Annotated in this window: 12 protein-coding genes and 2 pseudogenes; 5 read left to right on the top strand and 9 right to left on the bottom strand. The window is 52.9% G+C overall.

Annotation, left to right across the window (positions count from 1 at the left end; genetic code table 11):
- From CFLAV_RS28145 to CFLAV_RS28160, 4 genes and pseudogenes are all read right to left on the bottom strand, one after another.
- Positions 1-476, bottom strand: a pseudogene (locus tag CFLAV_RS28145) (hypothetical protein); the annotation flags it as partial.
- 620 nt (positions 477-1,096) lie between these two features.
- On the bottom strand, positions 1,097-2,287 hold the full coding sequence (locus CFLAV_RS33335) for a hypothetical protein (RefSeq protein WP_007418319.1): 1,191 nt from the start codon (positions 2,285-2,287) through the stop codon (positions 1,097-1,099).
- 89 nt (positions 2,288-2,376) lie between these two features.
- Positions 2,377-2,772 carry a DoxX family protein gene (locus tag CFLAV_RS28155; RefSeq protein WP_007418320.1) on the bottom strand — a complete coding sequence of 132 codons (396 nt, stop codon included), beginning with the start codon at positions 2,770-2,772 and terminating at the stop codon, positions 2,377-2,379.
- 137 nt (positions 2,773-2,909) lie between these two features.
- Entirely contained in the window at positions 2,910-3,803 is an 894-nt protein-coding gene (locus tag CFLAV_RS28160) for an RNA polymerase sigma-70 factor (RefSeq protein WP_040550565.1), read from the bottom strand.
- 243 nt (positions 3,804-4,046) lie between these two features.
- Here CFLAV_RS28160 and CFLAV_RS28165 point away from each other — a divergent pair, with 243 nt between their 5' ends.
- From CFLAV_RS28165 to CFLAV_RS28180, 4 genes are all read left to right on the top strand, one after another.
- Positions 4,047-6,551 carry a bifunctional YncE family protein/alkaline phosphatase family protein gene (locus CFLAV_RS28165; protein WP_007418322.1) on the top strand — a complete coding sequence of 835 codons (2,505 nt, stop codon included), beginning with the start codon at positions 4,047-4,049 and terminating at the stop codon, positions 6,549-6,551.
- A gap of 136 nt (positions 6,552-6,687) precedes the next feature.
- Positions 6,688-6,921 carry a hypothetical protein gene (locus CFLAV_RS28170; RefSeq protein ID WP_007418323.1) on the top strand — a complete coding sequence of 78 codons (234 nt, stop codon included), beginning with the start codon at positions 6,688-6,690 and terminating at the stop codon, positions 6,919-6,921.
- Positions 6,884-7,555, top strand: a complete 672-nt coding sequence (locus CFLAV_RS28175; protein WP_007418324.1) for a hypothetical protein — start codon at positions 6,884-6,886, stop codon at positions 7,553-7,555. Before CFLAV_RS28170 ends, CFLAV_RS28175 begins: the two co-directional genes overlap by 38 nt.
- Before the next feature lie 191 nt (positions 7,556-7,746).
- Positions 7,747-8,592, top strand: coding sequence for a glycoside hydrolase family 16 protein (locus CFLAV_RS28180; protein WP_007418326.1), 846 nt, complete (start codon positions 7,747-7,749; stop codon positions 8,590-8,592).
- A 146-nt stretch (positions 8,593-8,738) separates the two neighbouring features.
- On the opposite strand, the gene CFLAV_RS28185 is transcribed toward CFLAV_RS28180, so the two are convergent.
- The 4 genes and pseudogenes from CFLAV_RS28185 to CFLAV_RS28200 form a co-directional block, all read right to left on the bottom strand.
- Positions 8,739-10,013, bottom strand: a complete 1,275-nt coding sequence (locus tag CFLAV_RS28185) for a glycoside hydrolase family 1 protein (RefSeq protein WP_007418328.1) — start codon at positions 10,011-10,013, stop codon at positions 8,739-8,741.
- A 78-nt stretch (positions 10,014-10,091) separates the two neighbouring features.
- Entirely contained in the window at positions 10,092-11,228 is a 1,137-nt protein-coding gene (locus CFLAV_RS28190; RefSeq protein WP_341849391.1) for a glycosyltransferase family protein, read from the bottom strand.
- Positions 11,229-11,352: 124 nt separating this feature from the next.
- Positions 11,353-11,985, bottom strand: a pseudogene (locus tag CFLAV_RS28195) (UDP-2,3-diacylglucosamine diphosphatase); the annotation flags it as partial.
- A gap of 186 nt (positions 11,986-12,171) precedes the next feature.
- The gene (locus CFLAV_RS28200) at positions 12,172-13,608 is read right to left on the bottom strand and encodes a sulfatase family protein (RefSeq protein ID WP_050785985.1); all 1,437 of its coding nucleotides are present in this window, start codon (positions 13,606-13,608) and stop codon (positions 12,172-12,174) included.
- A 209-nt stretch (positions 13,609-13,817) separates the two neighbouring features.
- Between CFLAV_RS28200 and CFLAV_RS28205 the strand changes: the two genes are divergently transcribed.
- Complete coding sequence (locus CFLAV_RS28205) at positions 13,818-14,792, top strand: alpha/beta hydrolase (protein WP_040550580.1); 975 nt, start codon at positions 13,818-13,820, stop codon at positions 14,790-14,792.
- A 57-nt stretch (positions 14,793-14,849) separates the two neighbouring features.
- Here the strand turns inward: CFLAV_RS28205 and CFLAV_RS28210 are convergent, their stop codons facing one another.
- Positions 14,850-17,273 (bottom strand): delta-60 repeat domain-containing protein, encoded by a 2,424-nt coding sequence (locus CFLAV_RS28210; RefSeq protein ID WP_007418333.1) that lies wholly within the window; start codon positions 17,271-17,273, stop codon positions 14,850-14,852.
- Positions 17,274-17,547: the final 274 nt, after the last annotated feature.

The raw sequence follows: 17,547 nt of genomic DNA on the forward strand, positions 1-17,547 counted from the left end.
TTACGGACAAAGAATCTAAATGCTGACCCCGAGGCACCGCAGTCGAGATAGAATTCTTCACCCAAACTCGGACCTTTGCCGACAATGCCCGCGCCGGCGGTCTGCGAGTACCCGTTCACCCAAGCTTCCACGGAAAAGATCGCGTTGGCATTGGTTGCGACATCGAGTGACATGTGACCGACAAGACTGTCCGCACCCGGACCAAATGTTGCGGCCAAAGCAGCGGGGTCGGAACCTGTGTTAAATCCGGCCTGTCCGATGAGCGCATTGGTATAAATTCCACTGTAGGTTCCAGCACTATCGAGGGCGGTGGTTCCGCTCGTTTCGTTGAGTCGCCAATAGGCGATGGGGTGATCTGTCTGGACGGTGGTGGAATAAGGACTTGCGGCAACCGACCCGACACTGCAGGCCAGCAGCAGGACGGCGGCGGCCGTCTGGCCCATCGCGCGATTGTAGGTTTTCACTCGTTTTGTCATGTGCACTTTAGTTGTTTTTGTGGTTTGAACTGGAAATTAAAACTTCAACGTTTCGCGGGTTTCGTTCCAAAAATAGCTGCTTTTCAGGCAAGGGGCGGAAAAGGGGACAGCTTGAAGATGAGCCGCAAACGCCGGAATTGGAATCACCTTCTCTCTATCTGGTATAACAATCATATACAATATAAATGGAATTGCTGCGACCATCAGGAATCAGTTCCTGAGGCGGCTGGCCACCCGATGAAAGCCAGCAAAGGATAAAAATTAGCATCCAACAATGAACCGTCGAGTTACGTTTGGGAAAACTCCTGGTGCCAAATCTGTTGTTAGCACAGTTATTCCTTCTCAAACCCGGCATACTTATTTGGAGCCTTAAACCTAGTTATAAGATTTACAAGGCGCAGCCGGATGTGACTTGCGTTAAAGTTGGATTCGTTGTCAGAAGTATCTCTTTTGGAGTTTTGTGTCAATAACTTCTTAGTGCACTAAGCTAATTATAAGAGAGAGCCGGGTTCAATGGCGGCAAGAGTCCGAATTTCAACTTCAGACAGAGGGGACAAATATGCTTCGGCAAGTTAGATTGGCAGGGGAAATGTTCTCGTGGCACGGAGTTTGGGACTAAATTAATTACGGCCACGGAATTCGTCCATCAATCGAATGATATCTTCGCGAATTTCAAATAACTCTTTCCGTGCCTCCATGAACACTATCTCGGGCAGAAGTTTCTTTTGGGCGATGGCTTCCAATCCGGACTGGGACTTATGCAGATGATCCAGTGCGCGTTTCAAATATGCGACGGTGAACGCGGCGTCACGAAAGCCTTCCCCGTGAGCAATGCCATTCAAGGCTCCGGCCAGTTTGGCGCTGGTCGTTTGAAGCTCGAAAATGAATTGGTCCAAATCCTTATCATTCATTTCCTCCAGGCCCAATTTTTCGGCGTGCTGGTGGAACTTTAGTGCGCTCTCGGAACAGCGATGCTGCAGCGGGTGGCATAGATCGCCATCCGCGGTGCGTACCCAGTCGATGCCTTCACGGTGAGGATCGGGCTCGGGCGGCGGTTCGTCCGCGGCGGATTCAAAAATGGCGTTGATTTCCTCGACGGACAGTTGTTCGTTCTCCTCCTCATTGCGGTCCCAGCCCATTTCCCTGGCGATGGTTGCCTCGGCTTCATCGGAGTCGCCGTATTTATCCAACAGTTCGGCGTATTTGTCGGTGCGTGCGTCAGACTCTTTCAGGAATTTTTCGTAATCATGCTCATCCCATTCCTGCTCCGGGTCTTTCTGGCCGCGCTGGTGTTTCTCGATGGCCTCGGAGAGTTTTCCAGTAAAATCAGCCATGCCTGCGGCGGCTTGTTTGGCGCGTTCCGCCTCATCCTCTGGACTGAGGCGCCACTCGGGGGCGGAGATTGTGAGTTCGTAGTCGGCGCTCTCGATGACGACGCGTCCATTGTAATCACTGAACCATTCGAGATAAAGGCAATTGGCCATGTGCTCGGGTGGTTTCTCCTTCCGACGGATCATGACCAGCGCTTCCTCGAGCGGCACGTCGAAGACGCGGACCTTTCGCGAGGCGGTGAGGTCGCCGATGCTGCCGTGTTGGGTGGGATGCAGTGAATCAAGATGCTGATGGGCGATAAGCTTCAGTGGATTTGTGAACGTGAGCAGGCACCCGGCGAGGTCGGGCCAGGCGTTGCCACGAAGTTCGAGCACCACCGGTTCGGTGCGGCCAACGACCCAGACCTTGCCGTGCACCATTCCCTTGGTCCGGTTGTCAATCTCTCCACGCACCACGCTATCATGAATGCGAAATGCCATGGCGGAATGATGGAGAGGTGAGGCGGCAAGGACAATAAATTTCCTCGCCGCAATTAGCGGCGGAACAGAGGATCGCTTCGTCACGGATGTTACGCGTGGACGGGCTGATCTTTTATGGAACCAGATGGTTTAGCCGATCTATTCAAATATAGGGTTGAAGCGATCAGAATGGTTAAAACGAACAGGGGCTCGATCACACCTGATATTGGGTAACCACTGTTGAATTTGGCGATGGCAGCTGAGATCAGGACGATGCCAAAGGCGACGTAAATCCATTCCCTTATTCGCCCCGGCACTTGAGGGATAAGCAAGGCCAGCGCACCGATTATCTTGGCGGTCGTGAGTTCGATGCGGAAGTAGTTGGGAAAACCGAGGTGCGCGAATTCCACTTTATGCGTGCCGGAGAAGTAGGCGCTAAACAACATGAAGAAGCTGATAAGTCCGGTTATCAACCAAAAGATGAATTTCGACTTCGATTTTTTCATAATTTTAATTTTGTTGAACAGTTAAAACAGTGGCGGGAGGTAAGGGTTTTTCTTCATATAAACAAAGACCAGTGAGGCTGCGGTTTTGTGACAAGGGCGGCGGAACTGCTTTTTTTCTTCTGCAACGGCCAGAGTGCTTACTTCGGGTTCTGAAGCGGGAACTCCGGGAGGTGACGGAGTTTGTCCGGGTTGGCGATGATAAAAAGAGATTGAATGCGTTGGTTACGAATGCCGAAGGCAAGCACTCGGGCGATGCGATTATGTTCGAAACTTATGATGCCGGGCAGGCCATTGATCGATGCCGGGCGTCGCACCTGAGGCACGGAGCCGAACTTTTTCGCTGCGCCGATGAGCAGGCGTGCCACGTGATCTGGGCCGAGAATTGGCCGCAAAAGGGCACGCGCCTTGCCGCCGCCATCGGATACCAGCACGACATCCTCCGCCAGCAGCTTGAGCAAATTAGCGAGGTTACCGGTCTGAACGGCCTCGTCAAACTGTTGAATTAATAGTTCGGCCGATTCCGGGGTAGCATCAAAGCGAGGGCGGCGTTCCTCGACGCTCTTGCGTGCCCGGGCCAGGATTTGCCGGCAATTGGCCTCAGTTTTCTCAACCATGGGAGCGATCTCGGAAAACGCGCAGTTGAAAACTTCACGCAGGAGAAAAACGGCTCGCTCGGTTGGCGAGAGACTCTCCAATACCACCAAGAACGCGAGGGAGAGCGAGTCCGAGAGGCTGGCATTTTCGCCCGGGTCGTTACCCGTTTTAGACACCAGAGGCTCCGGAAGCCAGGGGCCGACATAGGTTTCGCGTTGAATGCGGGCTGACTTGAGGTGGTTGATGCAGAGCCGGGTAATAACGGTCGAGAGCCAGGCCTTGGCGGACTGGACGTTCTGATAATCAGAGGCCTGCCAGCGAATAAAAGTCTCCTGCACCATGTCCTCAGCATCCATCACCGTCCCCAGCATTCGGTAGGCGATGGAAAACAAGAGCGGTTTCAGTTCGTTAAATCTTACGAGTGCGTCAGCGTTCATGACCGGCTTTCGACAGTTTTGATTGCGATTGTCAATGATTGCCCCAGTCCCCGATCGCAATTGGAATGACAAATCAGGTTTTAATAATAAGACAACTGGGAACATAAATCTGTGACATTGCTTAAAAAAATGCTGTATCTCACGCGAATGCAGTTTAAGTGTCACCTTTTTCGTGCAAATTCTGTCTGACGTAAGTGTCCGGAAGATCCGGTCGTTGAAATTGATATAAGTCGTTTGTAATCAATGAAAAAAATTGCTTTAATCACCCGGATGCTTTCGGGCCTGTCGATTGCCACCATCATTGTCAATGCGGCCCCTGCAACCGCTGCAGACCTGCCAAGCCGCCAAGCGGGCGAGGAAGTTAACAGCGCAGCGGTGCGGCAAAGAGCAGGGTTGAGCCCCGGCACGAATCTTCTGTTCAATGGTTGGGGAGTAACTCCAGCGGGCAAGCAGGTTTCGATCAGTGACCTGGCATTGAAGATGGTGGTCTCGCCGGATCGGAAGCGGGTAGTGGCGACGCACGGTGGCTTTAATAACGAAGGGGTGACGATCCTGGATTTGGCCACCCAGGTGCAAACGCAATTTTTACCTCTGCAGGAAGCATGGAATGGTCTCGCATTCAGCGGAGATGGGAAGCGATTTTATGTGTCGGGAGGCAGCTCCGGGTTCATTTACGTGTTCACCTATGCCAAAGGAGTGGCGGCTTTGGAGCGCTCGATCAAGCCGGATAAACCCTCCGGATTCATCGCGGGACTGGCAGTCGATTCCAAGGCAGGTAAAATTTACGCGTGTGACGAAGCCAACCACCAAGTCCTGGTTCTTGATCCGAAAATGCTTGCGATCCAGGCGCGGATTCCCGTTGGACTGCACCCGCATACGTGCGTGATCGGGGCCGACAAACAGACTTTGTATGTGAGCAATTGGGGCAGCCGGAGCGTTAGCGTCGTAGACATGCAACAGGGCAAAAGACTCCGCGATATTGAAGTGGGATTGCGGCCGAATGACATGGCGCTGGCTCCGGATGGAAGGTTATTTGTGGCTTGTTCCGGAGATAACACGGTGCAGGTCATTCAGACGCGCGCGGTTGAGGCACCTGTGGCGGCAGCCAGCTCCAAACGGCGTATTTCTGAGCGGACGCGGGAGATCATCTCCACGTCACTTTATCCGGAGTCGCCGGAAGGAAGCACGCCTGATGCGCTGGCAATTTCACCGGATGGGAGGACACTTTTCATCGCGAATGCAGATAATAACAACGTGATGGTGGTGAACATTTCAAATGAAAGCCTGTCCGACGAACGCCCCACCCAAGGTGAGTCCGTATCGGTGGTGGATGGCTTCATACCGGCGGGTTGGTATCCGAGTGCATTGGCCGTGAGCCCGGACAACGGGACACTGATTGTGGCGAATGGCAAAGGCGGGGGATCGAGGGCGAATTTTCCAAAGCAGTTAACAGTGGAAGGCAAACGTGGGAAGCGCCCATTTGACTACATAGGCGACACCCTGCAGGGGAGCGTGTCGTTTGTGCCTCGTCCTGATGCCGCGCAAATGGCGGCGTACACGGCGCAGGTGCGACGCAATTCGCCTTATACACCTGAACAATTTCAGCGCACGCCGATTCACAGCGAGTCAGCCATTCCGGAAACGGTAGGCGCGCCATGTCCGATCAAGCATGTGCTCTATATCATCAAGGAGAATCGGACGTACGACCAGGTGCTGGGGGATTTCAAGGATGCGCAGGGCAAACCGGCCGGCAATGGTGAGCCGCGCATTACGATGTATGGAGAAAATGTAACGCCGAACCATCATCAGATTGCCCGTGAGTATGTGCTGCTGGACAATTTGTATTGCAACAGCGAGGTGAGCGTGGATGGCCACAGCTGGTGTGATGCGGCGATGGCGACGGATTACAATGAGCGTTCCTGGATGCATTCGTATTCGCGCCATGGCATTCTGCCGGGGAATGATGAGATGGCGGTACCGAGCGCGGGTTATCTGTGGGATCTTTGCAAGCGGCAGGGTGTGAGTTTCAAGAATTATGGCGAGGGAGCGTTCCGCGTGCCTTCGGCGAATCGTGGGCGCTGGAGGGGCGCGCGCGATACGGATCGCGTCAAATTCTGGATTGAGGATTTGCATGAGGCTGAGAAGACCGGCGTGCTGCCGCAGTTCACCATCATGTCGCTGGGCGAGGATCATACGCGTGGAACCAAGCCGGGGGAATTTACGCCCGATGCTTCGGTGGGGGCCAACGACACGGCCCTGGGGCAAATTGTCGAAGCTGCTTCGCACAGCCGTTTCTGGAATGAAATGGCGATTTTTGTGATTGAGGATGACGCGCAGAATGGGCCGGATCATGTGGACGCGCACCGGACTGTGGGATTGGTGGTTTCGCCATATTGCAAGCGCGGGGTTGTGGACAGCACGCTTTACACTACGGCCAGCATGGTGCGCACGATGGAATTGATCCTTGGCTTGCCGCCGTTGACGCAGTATGACGCTGCGGCGACACCGATGTTCAACAGTTTTCAAAAGACCCCTCAAAGTGTGCCTTATACCTGCCGCGCACCACTGGTGGACTTGTTCGCGAAGAACACGAAGAATTCTCCCGGTGCGAAAGCGTCGGCACGGATGAATTTTCGTGAGTATGATCTGGCGCCGGAGGATGAATTGAACCGGGTGCTGTGGCTTTATGCGAAAGGGGAGGGGGAGCCCTATCCGACTCCGATTCACGGGGCGATTTTGGCGAGATAAGAAAATCAGCGATTGGAAACATTCAATTGGCATTCTCATTTGCTGGATCGTTTTCCTCCCCCGATCGTCGATTGCTGGGAATCGCCATCTCGCACATAGGATTGCCAAACCACATTGGTTCCTTTAGTTTTCATTCATGAAACAGGCTTCAGAGAGAGTGGATGGGGCGTGGCGCAAGTCACGAATCGCCGCGCGCCTGCTCATTCGCAAGGAATCCCGCCCGCTTCGCCCGAGTGAGCAGGCGCTGGCGCGTCGCTTGAGCCAGGATTCCGAAGTGACCAATCGGCTCATCCAGCAAGCACTTTACTTCCTTGGCTTCGGCCCACGCAAAGATGCCCTTGATCGAAAACTGGTGGACGGGAGAGATTGACTGGGAGACTCCGGCAGGCCAGTTGCTAAAGACTTTTCTAGCGACTCTGCCCATGAATCGCCGCTTTCACCTAACTCTCTACGGTTCGGCGCCGCTCCAATTGACGGTGGATCGCCAGTTGATGAGCGGGGATGTGGATTTGTTTTCCGACGACGACGAGGATTTGTCTTCGTTGGTTGCAGCTGCAAAACTGGACAAATCGCACGGTGGATTTTATCTCGAACCTGGATTTGAACTAAGCTTTCGCACCAGTCCGCGCTGGCGTGGCCGGGCGGCGACGGTTCAACGCGGCAATGTAACGCTCACGATTCCTCATCCTCTGGATATTCTTATAGGTAAACTGGACCGGCTGGATGCCAAAGATTTGAGAGCCTTCGAGCGAGTGATTCAACTTACCGGCCATCCCACGGCCGCCGAACTTCGGCTTGAGCTCCAGACTGCGGTGGATTTATTTCGTCCCGCATTCGACGAGGATTCACCAAATCGATACCCGGAGAACACCCGTCGACTGTGGCACGAAATCTTCCATGCTGAAATCGACATACGGAGCGACATTATTGAGCCAGCAATTGCCCGCCGAAAACAGGGCTACGGAGAGACACCGCCAGATTACAAACGGGCGCTTGGCGAATAATCCCTGCCTCGGCTATTTATTGTAAGTTCAGCGAAAAATGGAGTTGGATGGGATGGTGCTCGATCGAACTCTGTGGCTTTATGTGAAAGGGGAGGATGAGCCGTATCCGACTCCGATTCACGGAGCGATTTTGGCGCGGTAACGGCCTCACTGCTGCTTGACAACTTCCTTGTGAGCAGGAAAATCGTGCGATGCAAACCACGTTTCTGCGGGCAGTTTTGTTTCTGTTGATCCTATCCACCGGGGCTTTTGCTGGAGAGAAGTCGTCGGATCGAAATGATTGGAAACTGGTCTGGCAGGACGAGTTCAACGATAAGACACTTTCGACGAACAAGTGGAACGTTCTGATTCGCGAGCAGAGTAAACACAACGAACTGCAATATTACGTGCCGGACGAGGTTTATATCGAGAAGGGTTGTTTGCGTCTGCGCAGTCGTGTCCGGGATTATGGCTCTCAACATTACACGAGTGGACGCGTGGACACGTCGGGCAAGTTTGCGCCGGTTTACGGGCGGTTTGAAATTCGTGCGAAATTGCCGGGTGGAAAAGGTCTGTGGCCGGCGCATTGGCTGTATCCGCAGAATCGCAATTGGGAAATGGAACGGTTGATGGAGCAGGCGGTGGCAGATGGGAAGGAGAAACTGATTCCAGAGGAGCGGCCCTGGTACAGCGAGATTGATATCATGGAGTTCCTTGGCCACACCAATGTGATTTATGGAACGCTGCACTACTGCACTCATGACGGTGAGAGGAAATCAAATTCCGGTCATCTCAAAGGAGATACGGATTTTACCAAGGATTTTCATATTTACGCACTGGAATGGGAGCCGGACATAATGCGCTGGTATGTTGATGGTCAATTAATTCATTCGACGACCAAAGGCATTCCACATACGCCGCATTATTTGATTTTGAACACAGCAGTTGGTGGAAACTGGCCCGGTAATCCTGACGAAACGACGGTCTTCCCGCAGTACCACGACATTGATTATGTGCGGGTTTATCAGCACAAAGAATATTTTAAGCGGGAGGAATGAGGTGATGGCCAGCTGGTCCCGCCTGTGCGCGTTCAAGACGCTTTGGCAGAATGCGGCAGTAATCGCACGATTTGCCAAGGTTTATTAACCAGCCCTAACCACCGGTTTCCTCAGAACCATCCCCCTAAATGTTTATGAAACGAGCACTATGGCATTTTGCCGGTTTCATGAAGGTTACAGGCGTTTGAACGGCATATTTTCTGATAAACCTCTCCCAGTGGTTTCATGGTGCGGGCCAGGTTTGGATCGTCGAAATCCACTTCAATCAGTCCAAATTTTTTGGCATAGCCGAATTGCCATTCGAAATTGTCGAGCAGCGACCAATAAAAAAAGCCGCGGACGTCCACGCCTTCCTGAATCGCGCCGTGGAGCACCTTCAGGTAGCTGATCAGATCTGCTTCACGAAAGGCTTCGTCTTTGGAAGCGGCTCCATGTTCTGTAATGTAAATCGGCAGGCGGTGTTTGTGGTGCAGATAATTTAAAACATAACCCAGTCCTTGAGGATAACGTTCCACCATATCATCACAAACAAAGCCGAAATCTTTCAACCGTCTGGACGGCGTTCCACTCGCTGGAATCATGGCATCAAAATGGTGGAAGCGAACCCGGCCATAATAATTCAGTCCAAGAAATGTGGACGCCTCGCGCCTTGCCCCGCCGAGAAACGAGCGCAGGACAAATTTGTTGAAGGTAGAGTGGCAGGCGAAAGCAATTAAACGATCCCAGGGAGAGAGTTTCTTGAAGGCGTGAAAAAAGGTCCAGTTTTTTGCTATTCCCACCTGCATTGGACGAAGGGGTGAACCTGCATGCTTAATGATGTGGCCTGCCTCTTCATGAGCCGAGGCCATGTTTTGAATGATCTTGCGGAACTTGATCAATTGCCAATTTTCGCGGGGCGGAAAACCTCCGAGGACATAGGCAAGAGAGGCATAGGTGTCGGGTTCATTGAAGGTGTTCCACAAGTCAACCTTGTCTTTCAGGACCATAACCAGTTTGGTCACATAATCAGTAAACGCTGCCACGGTCGCCCGTGTGGTCCACCCTCCTTGCGCATGAATCCATAGAGGGTTGGAGAAGTGGTGAAGAACCACCATCGGGCGGATTCCCGCGCCACGCAGGCCATCAATCATGTCGACGTATCTAGCCAATTCCTTTCGATTGAGTTCTCCAAATGGTCGGGTTTGCAGTCGCGACCACTCGATGCCGAAGCGATAGGCATTTGTTCCAAGTTTGGACATCCAGTCGATATCTTCCGGATAGCGGTGATAATTGTCGCAGGCGATTCGGCAGGTGCTTCCATCCTGTGCCACGAAGTCGGTCCATTCATTTTCGATATGACCCTCGACCTGAGTGGTGGCAGTAGCGGTGCCCCACAAAAAGTTCTGCGGGAAGATGAGACCTGAACCGTCGTCGAGAGACATGATTTATGTGCCAACGAGGCAACAAAAGAAAGTTAAGGAGAATCCGAAGCTGTGACCAGTTAAATTGATGGAAGGCTTCTAAACTGCTTTCGACTGTTCCGCTTCCGCAGGCAGAAACTCTTCGAGTTGCTGAGGCTTCCCGTGGACGGCGCGTTCAAGCGTTTTGAGCAGAATCGAATCTCCACGGTTGAGCCAGGCACGAAATTTGGTGTTATCCAGCCGTGGCGGCAGTTCCTGCAGCCGATCCAGATTAAAGGAGTTATCAGTTATGCCCCAGCCAATGCGAGTGGCATCGACCGCATTCATTTGCTGTTCCACGTGGTTTTCGACGGGCATCAAGAAAAGCGGTTTTCCAAGGTAGGCGGCTTCACTCAGCGATTCAAAGCCGGCGGTGCAGGCAACGTAGCGGCAGTCTGCCATCATGCGGAGAAATTTATCCCCATCAAGTCGATGAAAGGTTAAAGTCGAATCAAATTGAAATTCCACCGGCGCACCCGGCTTGTCGTAGAAGCAATGGAGTTTAGTGTTCGGATTCTGCTTGTGCCACTCAATGATTTGGTCGGCATATCCGTGGTTTAAGAGATAGGCCAGGACAAAGTTTCCATCTGGATTCGAATCGAGTTCAAACAATTGCGGGCGGAGGATAGGTGGCGAAACGGTCAGGTTCCTGCCGGGCAGATCGACTGCCTCGTAGAAAGAGAGTGCCAACTTTGTCGAGCGCGCACCCACGAGCCGGACAAGCCATTTCATTCCGAGTTGCTGGAACAATTTGCCCTTGAGCTGGACATAGGCCGGATGGCCAAACATGAATTGGTGAGCCACGGAAATCACGGGCGGCCGCTTCCGCGAGGTAAGCGCATAGATGCCTGTCATGGGCTCAAAAAAATTGATGATGAGGTCCGGTTCCGACTCGCGAACCAACGTTTTTATCCGCCGCAGACTGGAAAGATACGACGGCGCCTGGCGGACAACACGTGCCAGTGTTTTGGGAAGACTGACTCCGCGATTTTGTTTAAAGGAAAAATCCAGAGTCGTAATCCGGTGCACTGGCATCTTCATGGCCGATGCAAAGAATTCCGGAATCTGCCGGTGAGCGCCCAGGCCAACCACCACGCTCGTGATCTGGTGTCCCGACCGTTCCAGGATCTGTTTCACCGCCATCGCCTGAGTCATATGACCCCGGCCCTCGCCGAGTATGCTGAGCATTATTTTCATGCAATTTGATAAGCTGAATGTTTCCGTCAAAGTCCTCGACCAAAGCGGTGCAACTTTCCACCCAATCGCCGCAATTAAGATATGCGACCTTGCCCATCATCTTCATTTCGGCGCGATGAATATGCCCACAAATCACACCCTGAACGTTGTGTTTGTGAGCCATGTGAATCATGGCTTCCTCGTATTCTGTAATGTATTTGACCGCCGACTTGGCCTTGTATTTCAAATAGCCTGCCAGTGACCAATATCCGAAGCCGAGCCGCCGGCGCAGGCGGTTGAAGTGAAGATTAAAATCCAGGATCCAGTCGTATAGTTTCGTTCCGACTTTCTCCAGGACCCGGTTGAACTGGGTCAAGCCATCGAATTGATGGCCATGGAGTACGAGATAGCGTTTGCCATCGGCGGCGGTGTGAATCACCTCCCGCGCCAGAGATATCCCGCCGAAATTGATGTTGATAAACTTTTCGAGAAATTCGTCATGGTTACCTGTGATGTAAATGATCTGAGTATCCTTCCGGCTTTTACGCAGGAGTTTTTGGATGAACACATTGTAATCATCCCGCCAGTGCCATTTGCTTTTCAACTGCCAGCCATCAATGATGTCGCCGACCAGATAAAGATATTGGCATTCGATTTGTTTCAGGAAATCCAACAGAGCGTCGACCTGGGCATGGCGCGTGCCGATGTGCACATCTGAAATCCAGACCGAGCGGTATGTTTTTTTTTCGCAGCTAATCTGTTCTGGAGTCGAAATCATAATCAGGTTCGTAAGTCAACCTCAACTTATTCACAGATTATTAGCAATTTAAATTCAATCAATTACCGCCTTTTAACATGTCTGTAACAAAAGCGTCACAGACCTGTCGATTTTCAGGGCGAAGCAGGAACGAAATGGTGCCTGTGTATGGCACCGAAGAGGACTGACAAAAAATGACGGCGGACTTTACTTTTTCACCGGGGCTGGATCGGGACCGGTTTTGCTGTCGTTTTGCTGTTTGCGCCAGGCGGTGAGTTGCCGGTTCAAATCGGTTTTGATATCTGCATAAGCCGGGTTGTCGGCGAGATTATTGACTTCATACGGGTCAAGCAACACGTCATAGAGTTCCTCGCGCGGACGCCAATGATATCGCTTCATAATGGCGGCGGCTCGTGGATCAGCAGCGGCGGCCTTCACCCAGGAATCCCAGTATTCCCGTCCGCCATCATGGTCCTTTGCCTTGTCCATGTGGGTCGTGTATTCGATCTCGGGCGACAGGTTGAAAATGTATTTGTAACGCGCGGTGCGGATGCAGCGCATAGGTGTTGAATTCATGCCAGTGTCCTGCGAATGCGTGGCGAAAATGACATCCCGATGGCGGTTTGTTTTCCCTTCCAGCACGGGAAGAAAACTTTTGCCGTCAAGATCAAGCGGCGGTTTACTGTTGGCGATTTCCATGAAGGTTGGCAGCACATCCACCATCGAAATCATGGCGTCTGAAGACGATCCCGGGCGGATTTTTCCGGGCCAGCGCACAATGAACGGCACCTGGATGCCCTGGTCATACAAGCCCCATTTGGAGAAAGGCCATTGTGCGCCCTGGTCCGAGGTGTAAATGAAAATTGTGTTTGCTCCCAGGCCGAGTTTCTCAAGGCTGGCCAGGACGGAGCCGAGATTTGTGTCCATCTTGGAGATGTCCGTATAGTAGCGGGCGCGGGATTTTCGCACGTCCGGCGTGTCGATTTGATTTGGCGGGACGGTGATTGTCTCGGGATCATACGTCGTCTTTGCCAGCCACACCACGTGGGGACTGTGGTCGCAAACCACCAGACAAAACGGTTTGTTGGTTGAAATGTTTTGCAACCACTCGTCCACTACTGAGGTGTTCAAGTCCATGTGCAGGTCGCGATGATTTTCGAAGCCCGGCTCGGGAACTTCTGAATTGGTGATGCGCTCAAAGGGAAACACGGACTTTGGCGCGAAATGAGTCTTGCCGGCCTGTGCGACGCGGTAGCCGAGTTGATTCAGGTAATACGGCAGGGAACGGACGTCTTCACGGCATTGGGACTGGCTTCCCAGATTGTTTGCATGTGCGCCGTTGCGGAACGGCATCAAGCCGGTGAAAAGAGATGCGCGCGATGGCATGCAGGTCGGCGACGCGGCAAAGGCCCTGCGGAACAGCATGCCTTCGCGTGCGAGCCGGTCAATATTCGGCGTCCGGACCTCGCGCGAACCGTAGGCTCCGCAATCCGTTGCCGTGTGGTCGTCCGAGATAAAGAGAACAAAGTTTGGCTGGGAATTCCGTGCCATGGCGGTGGTGACAGTGAAAGTGGACAATATGGCGAGGAAAGCAACCAGCACGCTCGTGAGAAACGAGTTGGTTCTTATTTGGAATGTTTTCAATTTAGGCAAACGGGTTCAAAGAGCTGATGTTGATTGTCCGGCAATGATATACTTCGCGGAAATGTTCACAAAGCAAAATTGCATCCATCTGGCATTGAGACTTGGATTTTTTTTGCGTTTTGGCAATCTGCCAATGAAACTCAATACTCAAAGAAGCAATGCAGCTCGCCATCATGAATGCCAGATACTGCAAATGGAACAAACCGGTTATGCAACGTTTCCTCGCCGCACTGGCCGGACTGCTGATCACCGCCTCGGCGGCGTCCGCCGCGCCGACAGATGATGTTTATCTGCTTGGGCCGGATTCAATGCCTCACGAGAACGTGCCGCACGGCAAGGTCATTGGCCCGCTCACGCTGGCGAGCCAGGTGTTCACCAATACAACGCGCCACTACTGGGTTTATGTCCCGGCACAGTATGACGCTGCTAAACCGGCGTGTCTGATGGTTTTTCAAGACGGCCAGGCTTTTGTAAGCACGAATGGCGATTACCGCATCCCGAATGTTTTTGACAATCTGATTTATCGCCGCGAAATGCCGGTGACCATTGGTGTCTTCATCAATCCGGGTCACACGCCGACGCAGCAGGAATCCTCGTCCACCAATTGGGGTGACTCCATTAACAACCGCGGAGATGAGTACAACAAGCTCGATGACCGTTACGCGTCCATGATCGTTACGGAGCTCCTACCGCTGTTGGAGAAGGATTACAAGATTTCCAAAAATCCGGATGACCGGGCGATCGCGGGCGCAAGTTCCGGTGCGATCTGCGCGTTTACCGTCGCGTGGCAGCGTCCTGACCAATTTCACAAAGTCATCAGTACCATTGGAAGTTTCACGAATATTCGAGGCGGCCACGTTTATCCGGACCTCGTCAGCCAGACCGAACGCAAGCCCCTCCGCGTTTTCCTGCAGGATGGTCTTAACGACAATCGGGGTCGCAGAGGCAACGGTGAATACGATCCGGAGTGGGATTGGCACGCGCAGAATATTAAAATGGCCGCGGCGCTTACGGCGAAGGGTTACGATCTGAATTATTGCTGGGGCATCGGCACGCATTCCAACAAGCAAGGCGGCGCGATGATGCCGGAAATGTTACGGTGGCTCTGGCGCGATTATCCCCGTCCGGACGATCCGAAGGATGATAGTAATCGGAAGTTGTTGGGCGCGGTGGAATCGAAGTAGGAGCTCGTGCCTGCGCGCACGTGCACCGTCTTGTTCACAAGTTCAGTCCCGCATGCGTCAATTTGCCTTGAGCCGGAAAAATTTTTGCGATCCGCTTGTGAGATTGGTGTAAGGGCTTGTTGCGCTGGGCAAAGTGGTATAGGAGCCGGTGAGCGATGGCGCGGATTGCAAGGAAAAGGCTGGAGCATTCGTCCAACTCAGCACAGCGGTGTTGCCCGTTTTTCGAATGTAAAGCAGCGGATCACCCCACAGTTGGACCGCATAAGTCCGCGCCACACCGTTGAAAATGGTGAAATCTCCTCCGATCAGAACCGTTCCGTTGGGGCGCAAGGCCAGAGAATTGACGCGATTATAGATGCCATTTTTGGCTCCCATGCCGGGATCGAAGACCGTGTCCAGACTTCCATCCTGGTTCAGTCGCGCGACGCCGTTGCGAGGTGTTCCGTTGAAAAGCCTGAGATCTCCTCCAATAAGCACCTTGCCATTCGGTTGTACGATGATCGAAAAGACATAGCCATTGAAGTCTGTTCCGGTTCCAGGATGAAACGTGGTATCGAGGCTTCCATCATTATTCAGCCGGGCAATGTGCCAGTTGGTGGTCCCATTGAATTTGGAGAAAGCTCCGCCGATCAGCACTTTGCCGTCTGCCTGCGGCGCGAGAGAATAAACACTGTTATTGACTGTACCTGAACCGGGGTTGAATGTGCTGTCCAGACTTCCATCCGCGTTCAACCGCGCGACGCAACGCCGGAGGACTCCATTGACACCGCTAAAATCCCCTCCCAGCAGCACCTTGCCGTCCGACTGGACAGCGAGGCAGAAGACCCCGCCTTCGGTGGCTCCTGAACCGGGATTGAAAGTATTATCCAGACTTCCATCGGCGTTTAACCGCGCGATATTGGTCCGGCTGGTTCCGTTGATACTGTTGAAAAATCCGCCCAGCACTATTTTGCCATCCGTCTGCACGGCCACGGAAACAATCTCCGCATACTCACTAGGGGCAGGGTGAAAGGCGTTGTCCAGGCTCCCGTCCGTATTTAGCCGCGCCAAGGCATTTCGATTCGTGCCTTGGAAGAGATTGAAATATCCTCCTACCAATGCCTTACCGTCAGACTGACTGGCTACACAATCAATGCGGTAAGAGCCGGAAGGATCGTAAGCCGAAGGCACTCCGCCCGGGCCGCTGCCGGGATTGAAAGTGGTGTCCAAAGTACCGTCCACGTTCAGTCGAGCGATGCGATTCCGATTCGTCCCGTTGATGGAAGCAAAAGCGCCGCTGATGAGAGCCTTGCCATCCCGCTGCATGGCGACAGAATTAACCGGGCCGTCTATTCCGGTGTAAGATTGAAACGCGCTGTCCGGAGTTCCGTTGGTGTTCAGTCGTATTAAGCCCTTCCATTTGCTATAGCCGAGGATGCTCGACTCTGATCCCACCAACACCTTGCCGTTTGCTTGCACACATACAGCGTTGACGTGGTTGCTCGCTCCGGTAGCGGGATCGAATGTGGTGTCCAAAATTCCATCGGGCTGCAAGCGTGCCACACCAGGCCGGGATACTCCGTTAACGGCCGTAAAATCGCCGCCCACGATCAATTTGCCGTCCGTTTGCTGGGCGACAGTTCGCACCGCGAAGTCTGTCCCGGTGGTGAATGCAGTATCCAAACTTCCATCGACGTTCAGCCGCGCGATATTGTTCCGGGTCGTCCCATTGACGCTGGCAAAATAGCCTCCGATGACCAACTTGCCATTCGTTTGCAAGGTGACGGAATTGATACCAAAGTTCGGTCCGGTGCCAAATTGGAAGGAATCGTCCAAATTGCCACTGGCATCCAGGCGGGCAATGTGATTCCGGACCGTGTCATTGATATAGGAGAAATCTCCCGCGATCAGCACTTTGCCATCGGTCTGGACCGCGACGGCAGAAACGTAACTATCGAACGTGTTAAATGGATAAAAGGTATTGTCCAGACTGCCATCGGGTTTGAGGCGTAAAATTCCCGGGAAACCATAGCCCACGCCCACCAATATTTTGCCGTCCGCCTGAACCGCGAGGCAAGTGGCTGCATAACCCACCCATGAACTGGGCGTGAATGTGGTGTCCAAAGTGCCGTCCGGATTCAGTCGGGCGAGCAAATCCCGTTCGGTCCCGTTGAAGTTGGTGAAAGTTCCGGCAACAAGGATTTTGCCATTACTTTGCAGAGCGATGCAAGTTACAGGCTCGTCCGGTCCAGTGCCAGTATTAAATGTGCTGTCCGCCGTACCATCCTGGTTTAGTCGGGCAATGAAATTGCGGACTGCGCCCCGGACCGTGCTAAATGTGCCGCCAATGATAATTTTGCCATCGGATTGGGCGACAACGCTGGAAACGGAGCCATTAATTCCTGAACCAGGATCAAAGCTTAGATCCACATCGCCCGGATTGGCATGCAGGCCCCCAACAAAACAGAGACACACTAGAGAGATAAGTAAAAATCGTTGCATGGGTTATAAATCTAAAAATGGTTCATCGCGACAGAAGCAATGTGTGTGTGCCATTGGCTGTTCGGAGACTGTTCAGTCTGAACTTCGAGTTCATATGGGCATTTCTGAGTATTCACGCACCTTGTCACGGTAATTCGGGTTCGGATTTGAAGGGATTAATGCGACATATTCAAGAAAACAATTTCAATATCAAGCTGTTCTACCTTCCAAACCGGCGGTTCCAACTCTGGGACGGCGAAAATGAAGGCCTACTCGCTTAACTCGCGGGTGCAGT

The sequence above is a fragment of the Pedosphaera parvula Ellin514 genome (assembly GCF_000172555.1).
In the GTDB taxonomy this organism is placed as follows: domain Bacteria; phylum Verrucomicrobiota; class Verrucomicrobiia; order Limisphaerales; family Pedosphaeraceae; genus Pedosphaera.

Excerpts from the sequence above, each read along its gene's own strand:
- CFLAV_RS28185 (WP_007418328.1), bottom strand. The coding sequence starts at position 10,013 with ATGTCTCTCGACGACGGTTCAGGTCTCATCTTCCCGCAGAACTTTTTG.
- CFLAV_RS28175 (WP_007418324.1), top strand. The coding sequence starts at position 6,884 with ATGCCCTTGATCGAAAACTGGTGGACGGGAGAGATTGACTGGGAGACT.
- CFLAV_RS28205 (WP_040550580.1), top strand. The coding sequence starts at position 13,818 with ATGCAACGTTTCCTCGCCGCACTGGCCGGACTGCTGATCACCGCCTCG.
- CFLAV_RS28210 (WP_007418333.1), bottom strand. The coding sequence starts at position 17,273 with ATGCAACGATTTTTACTTATCTCTCTAGTGTGTCTCTGTTTTGTTGGG.
- CFLAV_RS28190 (WP_341849391.1), bottom strand. The coding sequence starts at position 11,228 with ATGAAAATAATGCTCAGCATACTCGGCGAGGGCCGGGGTCATATGACT.
- CFLAV_RS28180 (WP_007418326.1), top strand. The coding sequence starts at position 7,747 with ATGCAAACCACGTTTCTGCGGGCAGTTTTGTTTCTGTTGATCCTATCC.
- CFLAV_RS28165 (WP_007418322.1), top strand. The coding sequence starts at position 4,047 with ATGAAAAAAATTGCTTTAATCACCCGGATGCTTTCGGGCCTGTCGATT.
- CFLAV_RS33335 (WP_007418319.1), bottom strand. The coding sequence starts at position 2,287 with ATGGCATTTCGCATTCATGATAGCGTGGTGCGTGGAGAGATTGACAAC.
- CFLAV_RS28170 (WP_007418323.1), top strand. The coding sequence starts at position 6,688 with ATGAAACAGGCTTCAGAGAGAGTGGATGGGGCGTGGCGCAAGTCACGA.
- CFLAV_RS28155 (WP_007418320.1), bottom strand. The coding sequence starts at position 2,772 with ATGAAAAAATCGAAGTCGAAATTCATCTTTTGGTTGATAACCGGACTT.
- CFLAV_RS28160 (WP_040550565.1), bottom strand. The coding sequence starts at position 3,803 with ATGAACGCTGACGCACTCGTAAGATTTAACGAACTGAAACCGCTCTTG.